15 protein-coding genes are annotated in these 17,135 nt (G+C 69.4%); 5 read left to right on the top strand and 10 right to left on the bottom strand.

The genetic code is table 11. The features are described from left to right. From G6027_RS03445 to sucC, 3 genes are all read right to left on the bottom strand, one after another. A partial coding sequence (locus G6027_RS03445; protein WP_346995615.1) for a DUF6350 family protein occupies positions 1-982 on the bottom strand: 982 nt, incomplete at its 3' end. 125 nt (positions 983-1,107) lie between these two features. After that, a complete protein-coding gene (gene sucD / locus G6027_RS03440; protein WP_182635433.1) occupies positions 1,108-2,010 on the bottom strand; it encodes a succinate--CoA ligase subunit alpha in 903 nt (300 codons plus the stop codon). A gap of 21 nt (positions 2,011-2,031) precedes the next feature. Continuing rightward, entirely contained in the window at positions 2,032-3,198 is a 1,167-nt protein-coding gene (sucC, locus tag G6027_RS03435; protein WP_182635431.1) for an ADP-forming succinate--CoA ligase subunit beta, read from the bottom strand. A gap of 482 nt (positions 3,199-3,680) precedes the next feature. Between sucC and G6027_RS03430 the strand changes: the two genes are divergently transcribed. Further along, entirely contained in the window at positions 3,681-4,391 is a 711-nt protein-coding gene (locus G6027_RS03430) for a M23 family metallopeptidase (RefSeq protein WP_346995614.1), read from the top strand. Between the two features lie 96 nt (positions 4,392-4,487). Here G6027_RS03430 and G6027_RS03425 read toward each other — a convergent pair whose 3' ends face one another. The 3 genes from G6027_RS03425 to G6027_RS03415 all read right to left on the bottom strand — a co-directional run bounded on the left by G6027_RS03425 (position 4,488) and on the right by G6027_RS03415 (position 8,840). Next, the gene (locus tag G6027_RS03425) at positions 4,488-4,727 is read right to left on the bottom strand and encodes a hypothetical protein (protein WP_182635429.1); all 240 of its coding nucleotides are present in this window, start codon (positions 4,725-4,727) and stop codon (positions 4,488-4,490) included. Between the two features lie 104 nt (positions 4,728-4,831). Then, on the bottom strand, positions 4,832-7,375 hold the full coding sequence (locus tag G6027_RS03420; protein WP_182635427.1) for a UvrD-helicase domain-containing protein: 2,544 nt from the start codon (positions 7,373-7,375) through the stop codon (positions 4,832-4,834). 40 nt (positions 7,376-7,415) lie between these two features. After that, on the bottom strand, positions 7,416-8,840 hold the full coding sequence (locus tag G6027_RS03415; protein ID WP_182635425.1) for an amino acid carrier protein: 1,425 nt from the start codon (positions 8,838-8,840) through the stop codon (positions 7,416-7,418). 58 nt (positions 8,841-8,898) lie between these two features. Here G6027_RS03415 and G6027_RS03410 point away from each other — a divergent pair, with 58 nt between their 5' ends. After that, a complete protein-coding gene (locus G6027_RS03410) occupies positions 8,899-9,177 on the top strand; it encodes a chorismate mutase (protein WP_182635424.1) in 279 nt (92 codons plus the stop codon). 53 nt (positions 9,178-9,230) lie between these two features. Here G6027_RS03410 and G6027_RS18590 read toward each other — a convergent pair whose 3' ends face one another. Next, the gene (locus tag G6027_RS18590) at positions 9,231-9,656 is read right to left on the bottom strand and encodes a DUF5701 family protein (RefSeq protein ID WP_241726771.1); all 426 of its coding nucleotides are present in this window, start codon (positions 9,654-9,656) and stop codon (positions 9,231-9,233) included. Between the two features lie 353 nt (positions 9,657-10,009). Here G6027_RS18590 and pgi point away from each other — a divergent pair, with 353 nt between their 5' ends. The 3 genes from pgi (at position 10,010) to G6027_RS03390 (ending at position 14,131) form a co-directional block, all read left to right on the top strand. Next, entirely contained in the window at positions 10,010-11,656 is a 1,647-nt protein-coding gene (pgi, locus tag G6027_RS03400) for a glucose-6-phosphate isomerase (protein WP_182635422.1), read from the top strand. Between the two features lie 51 nt (positions 11,657-11,707). Next, positions 11,708-12,301, top strand: coding sequence for a dihydrofolate reductase family protein (locus tag G6027_RS03395; RefSeq protein ID WP_182635420.1), 594 nt, complete (start codon positions 11,708-11,710; stop codon positions 12,299-12,301). Positions 12,302-12,466: 165 nt separating this feature from the next. Continuing rightward, positions 12,467-14,131 carry an HNH endonuclease signature motif containing protein gene (locus tag G6027_RS03390; protein WP_182635418.1) on the top strand — a complete coding sequence of 555 codons (1,665 nt, stop codon included), beginning with the start codon at positions 12,467-12,469 and terminating at the stop codon, positions 14,129-14,131. Positions 14,132-14,190: 59 nt separating this feature from the next. On the opposite strand, the gene G6027_RS03385 is transcribed toward G6027_RS03390, so the two are convergent. The 3 genes from G6027_RS03385 to G6027_RS03375 all read right to left on the bottom strand — a co-directional run bounded on the left by G6027_RS03385 (position 14,191) and on the right by G6027_RS03375 (position 16,896). Beyond that, positions 14,191-14,946, bottom strand: coding sequence for an SDR family oxidoreductase (locus tag G6027_RS03385; protein ID WP_182635417.1), 756 nt, complete (start codon positions 14,944-14,946; stop codon positions 14,191-14,193). Next, positions 14,943-15,818 carry a DNA-formamidopyrimidine glycosylase family protein gene (locus G6027_RS03380; RefSeq protein WP_182635415.1) on the bottom strand — a complete coding sequence of 292 codons (876 nt, stop codon included), beginning with the start codon at positions 15,816-15,818 and terminating at the stop codon, positions 14,943-14,945. Before G6027_RS03380 ends, G6027_RS03385 begins: the two co-directional genes overlap by 4 nt. Before the next feature lie 121 nt (positions 15,819-15,939). Next, positions 15,940-16,896: a cation diffusion facilitator family transporter gene (locus tag G6027_RS03375; protein WP_182635413.1), complete on the bottom strand. Its 957-nt coding sequence runs from the start codon at positions 16,894-16,896 to the stop codon at positions 15,940-15,942. Positions 16,897-17,135: the final 239 nt, after the last annotated feature.

Below are 17,135 nucleotides of genomic sequence, written 5' to 3'. Positions count from 1 at the left end.
CCAGCCACGCGGCCTTGACCGCGTCGGCGGTGGTGCGGAACCAGTGCGCGACCGCGCGGGCGAGCCCGGCCGCCACGAGCACCGTCACCAACAGGAGCGCCTGCATCATCCAGTGTGGATCCGTCGTGGGCAGCGCCGCCGCGAGCGGGACCTCGGGCATCGGCCCCCGGGACACGGCGAACACACTGTACGAGGCCTCCCCGAGGTGGGCCTCCCCTCCGACCGCGAGGGTGGCCGCGGCCATGACGACGTTGGGCAGGTACGCGATCGATATCGCCGTGAGCGCCGCGGTGCCGGTGAGATCCTTGCCGATCTCGAGGACCGAGCCGACCGGCCCCCACGCCGCCAGCAGACCGATCAGCAGAAGAATCGCGGCGAGGGCCCAGAGGGCCGCCACGAACGCCGACCCGAGGTGGATCCCACCGCGCACCCACAGCGGCAGGACCTCCCGGAGATCCCGTCGGAAGTACAGCCAGACCCCCAGCCCGGATCCGACCAGCGCCACGGCCACCGTCCAGAGCAGTGCCGTTGACAGGGAGGCCTCGCGCACGGCGAAATCCGAGGCGGCGGATCCGACCAGCAGGGAGGCCAACACCGTCAGCAGAATCCCCGCCAGCGTCACCCCCGCCACGGCCGCGGCGGCCTCGCGTGGACCGGGTTCCTCGACATCGGCCAGCACCGCGCGGGTCTGTCTGGCCAGTACCGCCACGTAGATCAACGGTGGCAGCAGCGGCAGGAATCCCAGGGACACCGCGTCCACGGTGAGGGGCACCCTGTTGACCACCAGCCACTCCACGGCGACCACTGCGAACAGCGAGTCGAACCCCCGGGCGGAGAACACCAGGACCGCCAGCGTGACCGCGGCGAGGACCAGGACGGTGACGATGACGGGGAGCGCAGCGGCCGCCGCCGTCCACAGCAGTGACCGGGCGCCCGCCGGGGTCCGTCTCGCGGCGGGCCGGATGACACGTGGAGGACTCACCCTGCCACCGTAGAGACCCGCCTACCCGCGGCACCCCCGGCACGCCGCGACCCCCGCCATCCGGGGATGGGCGGGGGTCGGGGAACGCTCACTCGCGGCGGCCTCAGAGGGCCACCGCGGGCGGATCACATGGCGTCGAGGATCTCCTTGGCGAGAGCCGCGGTCGCGGACGGCGTCTTGCCGACCTTGACGCCGGCGGCCTCGAGGGCGTCCTGCTTGGCCTGCGCGGTACCCGCGGAGCCCGACACGATGGCGCCGGCGTGGCCCATGGTCTTGCCCTCGGGAGCCGTGAAGCCCGCCACGTAACCGACGACCGGCTTGGTGACGTTGGCCTTGATGTAGTCGGCCGCGCGCTCCTCGGCGTCGCCGCCGATCTCACCGATCATCACGATGACCTTGGTCTCCGGGTCGTTCTCGAAGGCCTCGATGCAGTCGATGTGCGTGGTGCCGATGATCGGGTCGCCACCGATACCGATGGCGGTCGAGAAGCCGTAGTCGGCGAGCTCGTACATCATCTGGTAGGTCAGGGTGCCCGACTTGGACACGAGTCCGATCGGGCCCTTACCGGCGATGTTGGCCGGCGTGATGCCGACCAGCGACTCACCCGGCGTGATGATGCCCGGGCAGTTGGGGCCGATGATGCGGGTCTTCTCGCCCTTGGCCACGTTGTAGTTCCACGCGTCGGCGGTGTCCAGGACCGGGGCGCCCTCTGTGATGACCACGGCCAGCGGGATCTCCGCGTCGATGGCCTCGATGATGGCGTCCTTGGTGAACGGCGGCGGGACGAAGAGGATCGTCACGTCGGCACCGGTGGCCTCCATGGCCTCGGAGACCGAACCGAACACGGGGAGCTCGACGTCGTTGCCGTCGGCGTCCTTGTGGGCCACGGTGGTGCCGGCCTTACGGGCGTTGACGCCACCGACGACCTGGGTCCCGGCCGCGAGCATGCGGGCGGTGTGCTTGGTGCCCTCGCCCCCGGTGATGCCCTGGACGATGACCTTGCTGTCCTTGTTGAGGAAGATCGACATATCTGGTTGTTCCTTCTCTTCCTACTTGGAGGCCAGCTCGGCGGCCTTGTCGGCGCCGGAGTCCATGTTGTCGGCCAGGGTCACGAGCGGGTGGTTCGCGTCGGCGAGAATCTTGCGACCCTCCTCGACGTTGTTGCCGTCGAGACGGACGACGAGCGGCTTGTTGGCCTCGTCGCCCAGCATCTCCAGGGCCTTGACGATGCCGTTGGCCACCGCGTCACAGGCGGTGATGCCGCCGAACACGTTGACGAAGACGCTCTTGACCTGCTCGTCGCCGAGGATCACGTCGAGCCCGTTGGCCATGACCTCGGCCGAGGCGCCGCCGCCGATGTCGAGGAAGTTGGCGGGCTTGACTCCGCCGTGGTTCTCGCCGGCGTAGGCGACGACGTCGAGCGTGGACATGACCAGCCCGGCGCCGTTTCCGATGATCCCGACCTGGCCGTCGAGCTTGACGTAGTTGAGGTCGTTCTCCGCGGCCTTCTGCTCGAGCGGGTCAGTGGTTCCCGCGTCGGAGAAGTCGGCGAAGACGTCCTTGTGGCGGAACTCGGCGTTCTCGTCCAGCGTGACCTTGCCGTCCAGCGCGAGGATCTCGTCGTCCGGGGTACGGACGAGCGGGTTGACCTCGACGAGGGTGGCGTCCTCGTTGACGAACACCTCGTACAGCTTCGCGATCGTCACAGCGGCCGCGTCCAGCACCTCCTCGGGGAGGTGGCCGGCGGCCGCGATCTCGCGCGCCTTGGCCACATCGACGCCGACCGTGGGATCGATGTTGATTCGCGCGAGGCGATCCGGGGACTCCTCGGCGACCTGCTCGATCTCCACGCCGCCCTCGACCGAGCACATGGCGAGGTAGTTGCGGTTGGAACGATCGAGGACGAAGGAGATGTAGTACTCCTCCGCGATGTCACTGGCCTCGGCCACGAGGAGCTTCTTGACGATGTGGCCCTTGATGTCCAGGCCAAGGATGTCCTCGGCCCGCGCACGCGCTTCGGTGGCGTCCTCCGCCAGCTTCACGCCGCCGGCCTTGCCACGGCCTCCGACCTTGACCTGCGCCTTGACGACGACAGGCTTGCCGATCTCGGCCGCGACCTTCTCGGCCTCTTCCGCGGTATCCGCGACGCGCCCCGGGGTGGTGGGGACGTCATGCTTCGCGAAAAGAGCCTTTGCCTGGTATTCAAAGAGATCCATCAGCTCACCATCTTGACGTGGGTAGATTCGCCCGGCCCTGTTGAAAGCCGAGTCAACCCTCATCCTAAGCGGGCAGTGTGTCGCCCGTCGCACCCTGGGGGTAGACGTGTGTGTCGGGTCACAGGTCCCCGCGGGTGAGATGCCCCTAGAGGCACCACTCAAGACCCGTGACTTAACATCAAACCCCTCGATCACTGGAGTCACACCAGTGTGATCCACCCCTCCCTCTCGGACGGCCCGTTACCTTGCGACACCGTTGCCGATCCGTTACTTTGGGGGACGTCTTGGTCACGGAAAGATCACAGCACGACCTCAGAGGGGAAACGCCACCGGTGAAGAACGAGTCGCAGCACGTACCACCAGCGACTCCTGTCGTCGTACCCGCCTCCGGTGCACACGGCGGGGGGCGTCACCGTCTCCCCGCCCCCCCGCACGCATTGCGTGGTCGCGCGGCCGTCCTGGCCGTCGCTGCCGGCGCCGCCGTGTCGGCCGCCTCCGCCGGTTCCGTCATGGACTTCGCGGGCACCCACTCCGCCGAGGCCGGTGACATCGCCCTCCTCGCCAACGGCGAGGCGGCGCCGGCGACAGGTACGCCCGACGCGCCGTCGACCTCCACCCCCGCCACGCCCTCCCTGCCCGAGCCCGTGGTCGTGCCGGCCCTCGACTCGGAGTCGGAGAACGCGCAGTCGGCCATGCTCTACGCCGGCACGGAGATCAACACCCAGCGGGAGATCGCCGAGGAGCAGGCCCGGCGCCCGAAGGTCGCTCTTCCCGCAGTGGGCACCTTCACCTCAGGTTTCGGCATGCGCTGGGGTGCGATGCACGCGGGCATCGACATCGCCAACGCCAACGGCACCCCCATCCTCGCGGCCACCGACGGCGTCGTGATCGACTCGGGCCCCGCCCAGGGTTACGGGAACTGGATCCGGATCATGTCCGACGACGGAACGATGACCGTCTACGGTCACATGGAGTCGCTGGATGTCCGTGAGGGCGAGCGCGTCTACGCTGGCCAGAAGATCGCCGGCATGGGCAGCATGGGCTTCTCGACGGGATCCCACCTGCACTTCGAGGTCCTGCTCAACGGCGGCACCCAGCACATCGACCCCGTCATCTGGTTGGCCCAGCAGGGCATCCACCTCGCGGGCGCCGGCAGCGTGGAGGGCTCGACCTCCAGCATCTTCGGGAGCTGACACCTCCCACCTGGGCGGACGTCCACCGTGATCGAGTAGACGGCGGTATCCCGCCAAGTGCAGCAACGTGGTCCCCACGTTCACCCCGGTCGCCCACTAGCGCCGACCAGAGAACCCCCACCCCAGGTGGAGTTTCTCGTTCCGTGTGTCGAAATCGGTGAACGAGCTGATCCCGGCAACCGTCCCGACCTCGCCCGTTCGCGCGGATTCCACGCGCTCCGTGTAGGGATGCGCCCCGGGCGCCATCCGGGCCCCGACGAACTCCCGGGTCCGTGCCAGATCAGCGTGCGCGGTCTCGAACGGGTACCCCGAGCCGAACGCCGCCGGATCCGACATGAGCGGGAACAGACCTTCCGCGTCTTACGGGGGCCATGGGATCCAGCCGTGCCAGACCCCCGACCAGCGGGGTGCCGACAGGCACTCGGGCGGGGATTTCCACCCTAGAGCTTTTGCATCGGGACTCCCCCGATGAGCATCAGGCGCACCTTTCCCGACGCACCGAAGTCGATCGTCGCCGTGGCCCTCGGCCCGCTGCCGTCGCAGGTCAAAACCTTCCCGAGTCCGTACTTGTCGTGGGTGACCCGGTCACCGGGCACCAGCTCCAGTGCGGGTGCGGAGGACTTGGCCCGGGGAATCCCGGACGACCTGCCCCCACCGGAGCTGTAGCCGCCACCGGAGCCGTAGCCGCCCCCGGCAGCGCCACCGCCACCACCGAACCGGCGCCGAGGCGCGTACGAGTCGTCGTCACCGAACCCGCCACCGCCGGCCGGTTCCTCACGCTGCCACTCGATCGCCTCCGACGGAATCTCCTCGAGGAAGCGCGACCCCGGATTGGTCATGGGTTGACCCCACGACGAGCGCATCATGGCCCGGGTCAGGTAGAGCCGCTTGCGTGCACGGGTGATCCCGACGTAGGCCAGCCGCCGCTCCTCGGACAGCTCGGCCGGATCCCCGAGTGCGCGCATGTGTGGGAACAGCCCGTCCTCCATGCCGATGAGGAACACCACCGGGAACTCGAGCCCCTTGGCGGTGTGGAGGGTCATGAGTGTGACCTGACCCTGGTCCTCGGCGGGAATCTGGTCGGCGTCCGCCACCAGGGAGACGCGTTCGAGGAAGGCCGCGAGCGAACCGGGCTCGGCGATCCCCTCGTCCAGTTCGGCGTCGGCCTGGTCTGCTTCGGCCTGGTCTGCGTCAGCCTGGTCTGCCACCGCTCCCGCGGCGTCCCCGGCGTCCTCGTCCCCGAAGCCCTGTTCGCGCGCCGAACGCTGCAACGCGGCCTCGGAGGAGAACTCCCGTCCCACGCCCACCAGCTCGTTGAGGTTGTCCAGACGCGCCGCGTCCTGCGGGTCGTTGGAGGCCTCCAACTCGGCCCGGTATCCGGTCCGGTCGAGCACTGCCTCCACCAGGGCGCCGACGTCGGGGGCCGAGTCCTCGCCACCGGCGTGGTCGGAGCCACTCAAGCGCCCGCGGAGCTCGTCGAGCAGCGAGACGAACCCTGAGATCGCCTTGACCGAGCGGGTGGGCAGCAGCGAGACCCTGCCCTCGGCCGCGTCCCGCAGGGCCTCACCGAAGCCGATGGCCCGCTGTTCGGCGTGGACCACCACACACGCCTCGGCTCGGTCCCCGATACCCCGCCGCGGGGTGTTGAGGATGCGGCGCAGCGCCACCGTGTCGTCCGGGTTGGAGAGCACCTTGAGGTAGGCGACGATGTCGCGCACCTCCTTGCGCTCGTAGAAGCGGGTCCCGCCGACGACCTTGTAGGGCAGGCCCAGGCGGACGAACACGTCCTCGATCACGCGGGAGGAGTTGTTGGTCCGGTAGAACACGGCCACATCGGAGTAGCCGGCGTCCCCGGAGTCCACGAGGCGGTCTATCTCGCCGGCGATGAACCGAGCCTCGTCGTGCTCGTTGTCCGCCACGTAACCCACGAGCAGCTCGCCGGTTCCCTCGTCGGTCCAGAGGTTCTTCTCGCGGCGGCCCGGGTTCCGGGAGATCACCGCGTTGGCGGCGGAGAGGATCGTCTGCGTGGAGCGGTAGTTCTGCTCGAGCAGGATCGACCGGGCGTCCGGGTAGTCGTGCTCGAAGTCCTCGATGTTGCGGATCGTCGCGCCCCGGAATGCGTAGATCGACTGGTCCGCGTCGCCCACCACGCAGAGCTCCGCCGGCGCCACCCCGGCCGCGGCGTCGTCCCCGGACCCGGCCGCACCGCCGACGAGCGTCCGGACCAGGATGTACTGGGCGTGGTTGGTGTCCTGGTACTCGTCCACCATGACGTGCCGGAACCGGCGCCGGTAGTACGCCGCCACCTCGGGGTGCGACCGCAGCAACCCCACGGTCTCCCCGATCAGGTCGTCGAAGTCGAAGGCGTTGGCCGCCTGCAGCCGGGCCTGGTACTCGGTGAACACCGCCGCCACCGTCTGCCCGGTCCGGTCCGAGTCCTCCAGCGCACGGTCCATGGCCTCCGACGGCTCACGGAGCTCGTTCTTGTGGTTCGAGATGGCCGAGGCGAGCATCCGCGGCGTGAACTTCTTGACCTCGAGGTGCTGCTCCTTGGCGATCATCCCGAGCAGGCGACGGGAATCGTCCGAATCGTAGATCGTGAAGTTGGAGTTGCGCGTGCCCAGCAGCGCGGACTGGGCCCGCAGGATCCGCACACAGATCGAGTGGAACGTGGCCACCCACATCCGTTCGGCGTGCGGCCCCACCAGGGCGGACACACGCTCCCGCATCTCCGCGGCGGCCTTGTTGGTGAACGTGATGGCGAGGATCTGCCCGGGGTGTGCACCCCCCTCGGCCAGCAGGTACGCGATTCGCCTGGTCAGCACGCTGGTCTTCCCGGAACCCGCGCCAGCCACGATCAACAGCGGACCGCCGCGGTGCGTGACCGCGGCGGCCTGCTGTGGGTTGAGTCCGTCGAGGAGCGGTGAGTGAGACGAGGTGGGACCGACGGCGGAACTGGCTGGGGCGGGTGCGGAGTGGGTCATCGTGGCGTCCAATCTACCCACCCGGTCCGACACCACGGTCTCAGCGCGGGCGGTCCCCCATGAACTCCTCGACCTGCGCGGCCGTGGCCGTCAGAGTCGGATCGTTGTCCAGGTAGTACCGCGTCTCCCGGACGATGAGGCCGGAGAGGACCAGGAGGCCGATGAGGTTGGGGATCGCCATCAATCCGTTCATCACGTCCGCGAAGTTCCACACCACCTCGAGCTCGGTGACCGCACCCACGAACACCACGCAGGTGAAGATCATCCGGTAGGGGATGACGCCCCCGGCGCCCACGAGCCGCTCGACACACCGCTCGCCGTAGTACGACCAGCCGAGGATCGTCGAGAAGGCGAAGAACGCGATCGCCACCGCCACCAGCTTGTCCCCGTACGGCATCGCCTCGGCGAACGCGTCGGCGGTCATGGTCCCGGCGGTGTCACTGCCCCGCTCCCACACGCCGGAGGTGACGATCACCAGACCGGTGAAGGTGACGACGATGATGGTGTCGATGAACGTCTGGGTCATGGACACCAGGCCCTGGCGGGTCGGGTGGGTGGTCTTGGCCGCCGCGGCCGCGATGGCCGCCGAGCCCATCCCGGACTCGTTGGAGAAGATGCCCCGGGCGACACCCATCTGGATGGCGTACATGATCGCCGCACCCGCGAAACCGCCGACCGCGGACGTCCCGGAGAAGGCCTGGGTGAAGATCTGCCCGAAGGCCCCGGGGATCGCGTCGGCGTTGAGCACCAGGACGACCATCCCGCCGAGCAGGTACAGCACGATCATCAGAGGCACGAACCCGGCCGTGACCCGGCCGATGGCCTTGATGCCCCCGAGTAGCACCGCACCGGTGAGGACGAACATCAGGATGCCCGTGACCACGTGCGGGACCCCGAACGAGTTGTCGAGCTGGGCCGCCACCGCGTTGCCCTGCGTCATGTTGCCGATGCCGAAGCTGGCCAGGACGGCGAACACGGCAAAGACGATCGACAGGACCAGTCCCACCCGGCCGCCGGTCTTCCCGAACAGCTCGGCGAACCCACGGTGGAGGTAGTACTGCGGACCACCGGACTGCTCGCCGCGGGCGTCGGTGACGCGGTACCGCACACCCAGGAAGGCCTCCGAGTACTTGGAGGCCATCCCCACGAGGGCGGTGATCCACATCCAGAAGAGCGCGCCCGGTCCACCCAGTGAGATCGCCGTCGCCACGCCGACGATGTTGCCCACGCCGACGGTCGCGGCGAGCGCGGTGGTCAACGCCTGATACTGGGTGATGTCACCCGCCCCGCCATCGTCACTACGGCGGATCAGGCCGAGGTGGAGCGCGGGTCCCAGCTTGCGGAACTGCAGTGCCCTCAGCCGGATCGTGAGGAATAGGCCCGTGCCGAGGAGCAGCGGGATGAGGACGAAGGGTCCCCAGATCACGGATCCGATGTCCGCGAGAATCGTGTTCAAGTTCTCCACGGGCGGAAACACTAGACGGTCCTGCGGCTCCCGCGGAAGCAAGTGGGATAATCGCGACATGAACACCGACCCCGCCGGCACGGACGATCCGCTGTCCGAGGCCCAGATCCAGGAACTCCGTCTGGAGATCGACCGGTTGGACGCCGAGATCCTGGACGCGGTAGTCCGTCGCAGCGAGATCTCCAAGCGGATCGGCCGCACGCGGATGCAGTCCGGCGGCACCAAGCTCGTCCACACCCGCGAGCTCAAGGTCTACGAGCGCTTCTCCTCACTCGGGCAGGAGGGACAGACGCTGGCGGGGATGCTCCTGCGTCTCGGTCGCGGGCGACTGGGCTGAATGCCCGGGCTCGGGCTCGGGCCCGGGCTCGGGTCCGGTTCCGGCCGGTGCCCCTACACCCGGCCGACCCGTCCTGCGCGCCCGGCCGTGGAGGCGAAACCCAACCACGCGTGGTGGTTGTTCGCCCAGCACCAGCCCACCTTCGGCGCGCCCTTGTTCCCCCGGCCGTCGCGGCCCGTCCCCCCGCTGATCCACAGCGCCGGGGTCCGCGCATCCAGACCTCCGTCGGCTTTCCGCTTCCGCGATCCGATGCACATGAAGCACTTCCCGGGCTCGAGCACGTCCGGCCTCTGGAGCAGCCAGCTCACCCCCTCGGAGATGGTCAGCGGTGTGCGCGCCCGCCGGGCGAACTCGGCGTGGGCGTCGGTCGGTGTCCAGCCCAGCATGTCGTCGTCGCGCGTCACGTCCCCGGCCAGATAGAGCGGGGCGTCCGGCACCCGGACATCGTCGGTGGGTGTGAACTCGGCCAGGTCGGACATGTCGACGACGACGAAGCCGGCTCTCCCCCCGCGGCGCAGCAGGTCGTGAGTCGGGCGGTGGACACGAACGACGGGTGGACGGCCAGCACCGGCCGACCGGCCCCCGGAGCAGCTGCGAGAGCCGCGTCGTCAAGAGCGGCGGCGTGCTCTCGCAGCTGCCCCGCGGTGATCCCGCCGAGCTCGGGCACGCCCAGGTCGACCAGTCGTTCCGCCTGAGCCGACACGGAGGGGTGGTCCGGAGGAATCATGGGGGTCACGTGTCTGGAACGGGCGGCGCGGCCCCCGTATTCCCGGCTAACCTCCCAGACAGACGGCGGGCGATCCCCGGGCGGCAACACTGGGCAGGAGCGGCAATGACGGACATCAGCACGACCCCACAGTGGTCGGCGATCGAGGACCTCGTACCGGCGATCGGCGAGGTGACCCTCCGCGAGCTGTTCGCCTCCGACCCGGAGCGGGGTCGACGCATGGCCGTCACCGCGGGTGATCTGCACGTGGACCTGTCCAAGCACTTGGTCACCGACGAGGCCATGAGCGCCCTGACCGACCTGGCCCACGCCGCGCGCCTGCCGGCGCAGCGGGCCGCGATGTTCCGGGGCGACCGCATCAACACCACCGAGGACCGATCCGTCCTCCACACCGCGCTCCGTCTCCCGGCCGAGGCCGAACTCATCGTCGACGGGCGCGACGTGGTGGCCGACGTCCACTCGGTCCTCACCCGGATGGCCGACTTCGCCGACCGCGTCCGATCCGGTGAGTGGACGGGCCACACGGGCGCGCGGATCGACACCGTGGTCAACATCGGCATCGGCGGCTCCGACCTCGGGCCCGTGATGGTCGACAGGGCCCTGCAGCACCTGCAGACCGCCGGCATCGGCGCACGTTACGTCTCCAACGTGGACCCCGCCGACCTCTCGGCCGTGCTCGCCGAGGTCGACCCCGCCACCACGCTGGTGGTGGTCGCCTCCAAGACCTTCACCACGCAGGAGACCATGGCCAACGCCCACGCGGCGCGCAGGCACTTCGTCGAGGCACTCGGATCGGAGGAGGCCATCGCCTCCCACTTCGTGGCGGTGTCCACGGCCACCGAGGAGGTGGCGGACTTCGGGATCGCTGCGGACAACATGTTCGAGTTCTGGGACTGGGTCGGGGGCCGGTACTCGGTGTCGTCGGCGATAGGCCTGTCGGTGATGATCACGGTGGGCCCGCCGGCGTTCGTGGAGCTCCTTGAGGGTTTCCACACCATGGACCTGCACTTCGCCACCGAGGCCCCCGAGCACAACGCTCCGGTTCTCATGGCCCTGCTCGGCATCTGGTACACCTGCTTCCTCGGAGCTCAGTCCAAGGCCGTGATCCCCTACGCCCAGGGTCTCGTGCGATTCCCCGCCTACCTTCAGCAACTCACCATGGAGTCCCTCGGCAAGTCGGTGCGACTCGACGGCTCCGACGTCTCGTACCCCACCGGTGAGGTCTACTGGGGCGAGCCCGGCACCAACGGCCAGCACGCCTTCTTCCAGCTCCTGCACCAGGGCACCCAGCTCGTCCCGGTGGACTTCATCGGGGTCGCCCGCCCGGTCTCGGACCTGCCGACCGCCGACGGCGCCGGATCGATGCACGACATGCTCGTGGCCAACCTGTTCGCCCAGTCCCGTGTGCTGGCGTTCGGCAAGACGGAGGACGAGGTGCTCGCCGAGGGCGTCGACCCCGCGATCGCGCCGCACAAGGTGATGCCCGGCAACCGGCCGTCCACCACGATCCTCGCGCCGTCGCTCTCACCCGGGGCGCTCGGGCAGCTCATCGCTCTCTACGAACACGTGGTGTTCGTCCAGGCCGCCGTGTTGGGCATCAATGCGTTCGATCAGTGGGGGGTCGAGCTGGGCAAGGCACAGGCCGGTGAGCTCCTGAGGGCCCTGACGGCGGAGAAGCACCCCGGGGACGGCTTCGATTCCTCGACGGATTCGCTGGTCGAGATCTACCGCGAGGCACGCGGCCGCCGCTGAGACGGAACTGTTCGGCCCGGAGGTGTCGTAGCCGGGTGCGAGCATGCTCGTATGAGCACTGTCTACTGCACCGCCACCAGTCTGGACGGGTACATCGCCGACGACGAGGAGAGCCTCTCTTGGCTCTTCACGACCTCCGGTGAGGCCGAGCCCGCGGGTTACACACCGACCGAGCCGGACCCCTCCCTCCCCGACCTCCACTTCGACCGCTTCTACTCCGGCGTCGGGTCGATCGTCTGCGGCGTCAACACCTTCGACTGGGTACGCCGCGACCTGACGAAGGACGGCCAACCGTTCGTCTGGCCGTACACCGTGCCGAGCTGGGTCGTCACCCACCGCGATCTCGATCCCGTCGACGGCGTCGAGTTCTTCGCCGGTGACGTCGGCGACCTCCACCCTCTCCTGGTCGACGCCGCCGACGGCGGGGACGTCTGGATCGTCGGGGGCGGTGACCTCGCCGGTCAGTTCGCCGACCGAGGACTGCTGGACCGGGTCTGGATCCACCAGTGTCCGGTCGTCCTCGGTTCCGGGCGCCCCCTGCTGCCCCGCCGACTCCGTCTCCACCGCCAGGGGCTCGAGACCCACGGCCAGTTCACGGCGATGCTCTTCGACGTGGTGGGCCCCGAGCCCCGCGTCACGACCTGACCGGCGAGTACCCCGGCGCCTTCCTCCGCTGCACTCCCGGATGGATGGCACTGCATTCCCTGATGGAAGGCCCGCAGCAGACCCTTGCGCGTTCGAACGTGTGTGCGTACACTAGAACGTACATTCGATACAGGTGACGGTGACGTAAGGCTTCGGAGGTGTGGCATGGACGTTGGCAACGGCCCCTCCTCCGACCGTTCCTCCGCTGTCGATCCGTTGACCGGGCTGACCGCCTCGGCTCGTGCCGGATGGGCGGCGGAGAATCGCGCCTCCGCCCAGCGGCTGTCGGCCTGCTACGACCTAATGTTGGAATGCCAGCGCCGCGACGACTCAGGCGCCGGCCAGGATGCCCCACCCGGTCACGCGGTGGTCGACCCGTTCGTCGTGGCCACCGGATACGTGGTGGCGGCGATGGCCGTCTCCACCCTGAGAGCCGAATCGATGATCTCGTTCGCCGCGGACCTGCACCAGCGCTACCCCGCCGTTCTCGCTGCCCTGGCCGCGGGGCGACTCGACCAGCGGGCCGCGGAACTCCTGGCCCGCCAGATGGCCACCGTCGACCTCGAAGTCCTGCCGCAGGTGCAGCAGGATGTCGTCGACGACTACCTGGCCGCGTCGGAGGCCGGAGTACGCCTCGGAGCGCGAGCGGTACGCGATGCGGTGGACGCCATCATCACCCGGTACGACGCCGAGGGCATCCGTCGGCGCAAGGAGGACGCCAGCCGTGCCCGCGGTGTGCGCATCAACAAGGGCGCTGACGGTATGTCCACCGTGTCGGCGATCCTGGCCACCGAAGAGGCTGCGGTTCTTGCCGAGGCGATCGACCAACGCGCTGCCGAACACGCCGCCTCCGACGCCGAGGCCGACGCTGCCGCGGCGAGCGCAGCCGCCGCTGAGGCCACCGGCGAGTCGGGCTCGGACCCAGTCGCGGACTATCACTTTTCCAAGGCCGAGCGCCGCGCCGACGCCCTGCTGTCCCTGGTGTGCGGCGACAACCTGCACCCCGGCGGCCCGGCCCCATTGCGACCCAAGGTCACCGTGATCGCTCCCGGCAACGCCGAATCGGGTAACAACGGGGCGAGTGGCAACGGCGCCCGCGACGACGACGGGGTGCGGGTGGAGTTCACCCGCACCGGCGAGGCTGCGCTGCAGGCTCTGCTGGACATGCTTGTCACCAGCGACGGGGCCAGCTTTGAGAAGGTCGACCCCCGTATCGGCGCCGCCGACGACGCCCGCCGCGCCCTGAAGTACCGGCCCGGCGCCGAGTTGGCCCGCCGCATCAGGCTGCGCGACGGGACCTGCCGCCATCCCGGCTGTGCGGTTCCAGCCGATGACTGCGACATCGATCATGTCCGCCCCTTCGACCACGCCGACCCCGCCCGCGGCGGACCCACCGAAGAGCGCAACTTGATGTGTCTGTGTCGGCGCCATCACCGGTTCAAGACATTCTCCGACTGGATCTACGACCTGCAACCCGACGGCACCCTCACCGTCATCACCCCAGATGGGGCGACCATGACGACCCGACCATCCGGGCCGCTCGGGGCCTATCGCCGCGAGCACGCCCGCAACGAATCCCGGGCCTGGGACAGGCAACAACAGCGCAACCCGGACCCGACCACCACGGGAGGCGAGACACGCCCGGAGCCCACCTACTGGACTCGCCGAGCGACCCGCCTGAACGCCGAGCGCGCCCGCGCAACCGGCCCGGTCGAGACCCGACCCGCCGACCACAGCCGGTGGTGGCAGCGCAACGCGCCGGTCGTCAGCACGGTCGAGCACGACGTGCAGGCGCTGCTCTACGACATCCTCAACCCGCCCCCCTTCTGACCCAGTGCCTATCTGGACTGACCCATCGCCTCTCCGGCGCGGGCGGGCGGGAGCACCGGTCAGACGAACCTGCGGCTGACCTTCTCCGGCAGAAGAGTCAGTAGTGGGCCGATCGCCTTCCAGGGCTTGGCCGGGACGAGTGCCCGAGTGGGCTCGGCGTCGATCGTCGCGACCAGGGCGTCGACGCCCTCGTCGAATTCGGTCATCAGCGAGGTCTTGACCGACCGGTTGATGTCGGTGCGGATGTACCCGGGAAGAATGTCGGTGATCTTGATGCGGCTGCCAGCGCTGTCGAGCTCGGCGTGCAGGCCCTGCGCCAGCGAGGAGACGAACGCCTTGGTGGCGCCGTACGTGTTCTGGGCCTTGGGCATGCCGCGCAGCGAGCTCACAGACGAGATGAACACCAGGTGCCCCTCGCCCCGCGCGTTCATCAACTCCATCGCCGCCTCGGCCTGGTTGAGCGTGCCGATCACGTTGACCATCGCGGTCTCGCGGTTGGCGTGCGCCTTGCCCGTACCGATGGACGCCCCTTTCCCCAAGCCAGCGTTGAGGACGAAGCGGTCGATCCCCCCGAGCTCCGCGTCGAGCTCGCCGAATACCCGCTCCACCGCGTCGCCGTCAGCCACGTCGAGTTCGCGGACCGCCACCGTGATCGCCGGGTTGGCCGCCAGCAGCTCGGCGCGGAGTTCCTGGAGTCGCTCGAGACGGCGGGCGCAGAGCGCCAGATTTCTGCCCTGCGCAGCCCAGCGACGGGCCATGCCCTCGCCGAGACCCGCGCTGGCGCCGGTGATCAGGATCGTGTTGCGGTCGGTCACAGGTTCTCCTCGGTTGGCGATGGCCCCAGTGTGGCACGCTCCGGCTGGCACGACGGGCAACGGTAGGCGATGCGATCGAGAGAGTCGCTCGGCTCGTCCGGGTCGGCCAGACCACCCAGCCTGAACGTCTCCACCTGGGTCCCGCACCTGCGGCACGGCGTGCCGTCCCGCCCGTACACCCACAGTTCCCGCCCGCGGCGCGTGTCGCCGGTGGTCACCCGGACCGCGCGGTCGGCGTTGGCGAGAAGCATCCGTCGGGCGAGCACGACCACGGCGCGCAGGTCCGGCACCGACTCCACCGGCTCCCGCGGGTCGAGTCCCCTGAGGAAACACAGTTCGGCGCGGTACACGGTGCCGATGCCGGCGAGATTGCGCTGGTCCAACAGGGCCTCCCCGATCGTCCGGGACGGCCGCTCGCGGATCCGCCGGAGCACCTCCGCGACGCTGGCGTCCGGGTCCCAGTCCTGCCCCAACAGGTCGGGGCCGAGGTGGTCGACCGCCCGGTCGGCCTCGGCCGGATCCAGCGCGCGCAGCAGCCCGAGCTCGGTACCCACCACCTCGACGTCCTCGGCACGCAGGAGCAGCCGGACGGTGTGCGCGGGGAACCGCCACCGCTCCCCCGCCTTGTGGATATGGATGCGGCCTTCCATCTTCAGGTGGATATGGAGGGTGACCGGGTCCCGACCCTGTGCGTCGGGGCCGACGACGACGAAGAGGTGCTTCCCCCGAGACCGGGCGGCCACCACGGTCCGACCCCGCAGATCCACGGCCGCGAACCGGGGAACCCGGAGCTCGGTCCTGTCCAGGGCCCGCCCGGCCAGCGCCCGGTGGACCCGTGCGGCCGCCCTGTAGACGGAATCACCCTCCGGCACCGTTGACTCCTCTGCCCGCTGTCCGAGTGTGCGCACCATGGTGCCCTGAACCGACCCGGGTTGTCGGGGCGACCCCGGTCACCAGAGCCACCAGCCTCGAGGGGCCCCGGAGCCAGCAGGCTCACCATCCGAGTTCGCGACACTCCACGACGCCGGCGGCCTCGATCTGCACGGTCGCGTGCTCGATGCCGTGGACCTCTCGCAGGACGCGTCGCGCCTCGTCGAGGACGCCGGAATGGGGCACTCCGGGGGCGGTCACGAGGTGGACGGTCCCCACGTCCATCCCCGAGGTCAGCGTCCACAGATGCAGGTCGTGCACCTCCTCGACTCCGCGAACCGACGCGAGTTCGGACTCCACAGCTGCGGGGTCGACCCCGGCGGGTGCGTGCTGGGCGAGAACCGTGACGACCTGTCGGCCGAGTATCACCGCGCGGACGACGATGAACACGGCGATCGCCACGGCCACCACGAGATCCCACACCGTCGATCCGGTCGCGCGGATGAGCAGCGCGGCCGCGATCACCCCCACCGATCCGGCCGCGTCGGCCACCACCTCGAGATACGCCCCGCGCACCGCGAGACTCTCGGACGACCCGCTGCGCAGCAGGAGCAGCGAGATGACGTTGACGACCAGCCCAAGAGCCCCGACGAGCAACATGGTTCCGGTGGCGACCGGGGCATCCGACCCGAGCCGACTGAACGCCTCGACCAGCACGTACACCCCCATGCCGACCATGATGAGCACCGCCAGACCGGAGGCGAAGATCTCCACGCGATAGTGGCCGAACGTGCGTCTCCCGGAACGATCCGGCCGCGAGGCGATCACCGTCGCCGCGAGCGCCGCACCCAGCGCCACCACGTCCGCCGCCATGTGGCCGGCGTCGGAGAGCAGGGCCAGGGAGCCGGAGATGAGGCCCGCGATCAGCTCGACCACGAAGAACACCAAGGTCAGGACAAAGGCGCACGCCAGTCTGACCCGATAGCGCGCGCCGGCGTGACCGGTCGGTTGGGCATTGCCGGAGCCATGCGCGTGGGCGGAACCGTGCGTGTGACTCCCGTGTGTGTGCCCCAGCCCCATACGATCCGCCCTCCTGCCGATATATGCATTGATGCGCATATCTTAACTCGTTAGGGCGGGTGACTCAACGCCGGATGCGCAACCCCTTCGGCGTGGCACCGAACCCGGCGTTCTCGAACGCGGCGGCGACGGGCGAGGTGTGGACGGGTTCGCCGGCGATGGTGGTGACGGTGAGCGGGCCGATGCCCCCGGATCGCACGACCGCGGCCAGCGCGGACGCGGCGAGCGGCACGGCCTCG

This window comes from Dietzia sp. SLG310A2-38A2 (assembly GCF_014145095.1).
Taxonomy (GTDB): domain Bacteria; phylum Actinomycetota; class Actinomycetes; order Mycobacteriales; family Mycobacteriaceae; genus Dietzia.
This window is presented reverse-complemented; position numbering and strand designations above follow the sequence as displayed.

Bases quoted from the DNA above. Each gene is read 5' to 3' on its own strand.
- sucD (WP_182635433.1), bottom strand. From the start codon at position 2,010: ATGTCGATCTTCCTCAACAAGGACAGCAAGGTCATCGTCCAGGGCATC.
- sucC (WP_182635431.1), bottom strand. From the start codon at position 3,198: ATGGATCTCTTTGAATACCAGGCAAAGGCTCTTTTCGCGAAGCATGAC.
- G6027_RS03425 (WP_182635429.1), bottom strand. From the start codon at position 4,727: ATGTCGGATCCGGCGGCGTTCGGCTCGGGGTACCCGTTCGAGACCGCG.
- G6027_RS03420 (WP_182635427.1), bottom strand. From the start codon at position 7,375: ATGACCCACTCCGCACCCGCCCCAGCCAGTTCCGCCGTCGGTCCCACC.
- G6027_RS03410 (WP_182635424.1), top strand. From the start codon at position 8,899: ATGAACACCGACCCCGCCGGCACGGACGATCCGCTGTCCGAGGCCCAG.
- G6027_RS18590 (WP_241726771.1), bottom strand. From the start codon at position 9,656: ATGTCCGACCTGGCCGAGTTCACACCCACCGACGATGTCCGGGTGCCG.
- pgi (WP_182635422.1), top strand. From the start codon at position 10,010: ATGACGGACATCAGCACGACCCCACAGTGGTCGGCGATCGAGGACCTC.
- G6027_RS03395 (WP_182635420.1), top strand. From the start codon at position 11,708: ATGAGCACTGTCTACTGCACCGCCACCAGTCTGGACGGGTACATCGCC.
- G6027_RS03390 (WP_182635418.1), top strand. From the start codon at position 12,467: ATGGACGTTGGCAACGGCCCCTCCTCCGACCGTTCCTCCGCTGTCGAT.
- G6027_RS03375 (WP_182635413.1), bottom strand. From the start codon at position 16,896: ATGGGGCTGGGGCACACACACGGGAGTCACACGCACGGTTCCGCCCAC.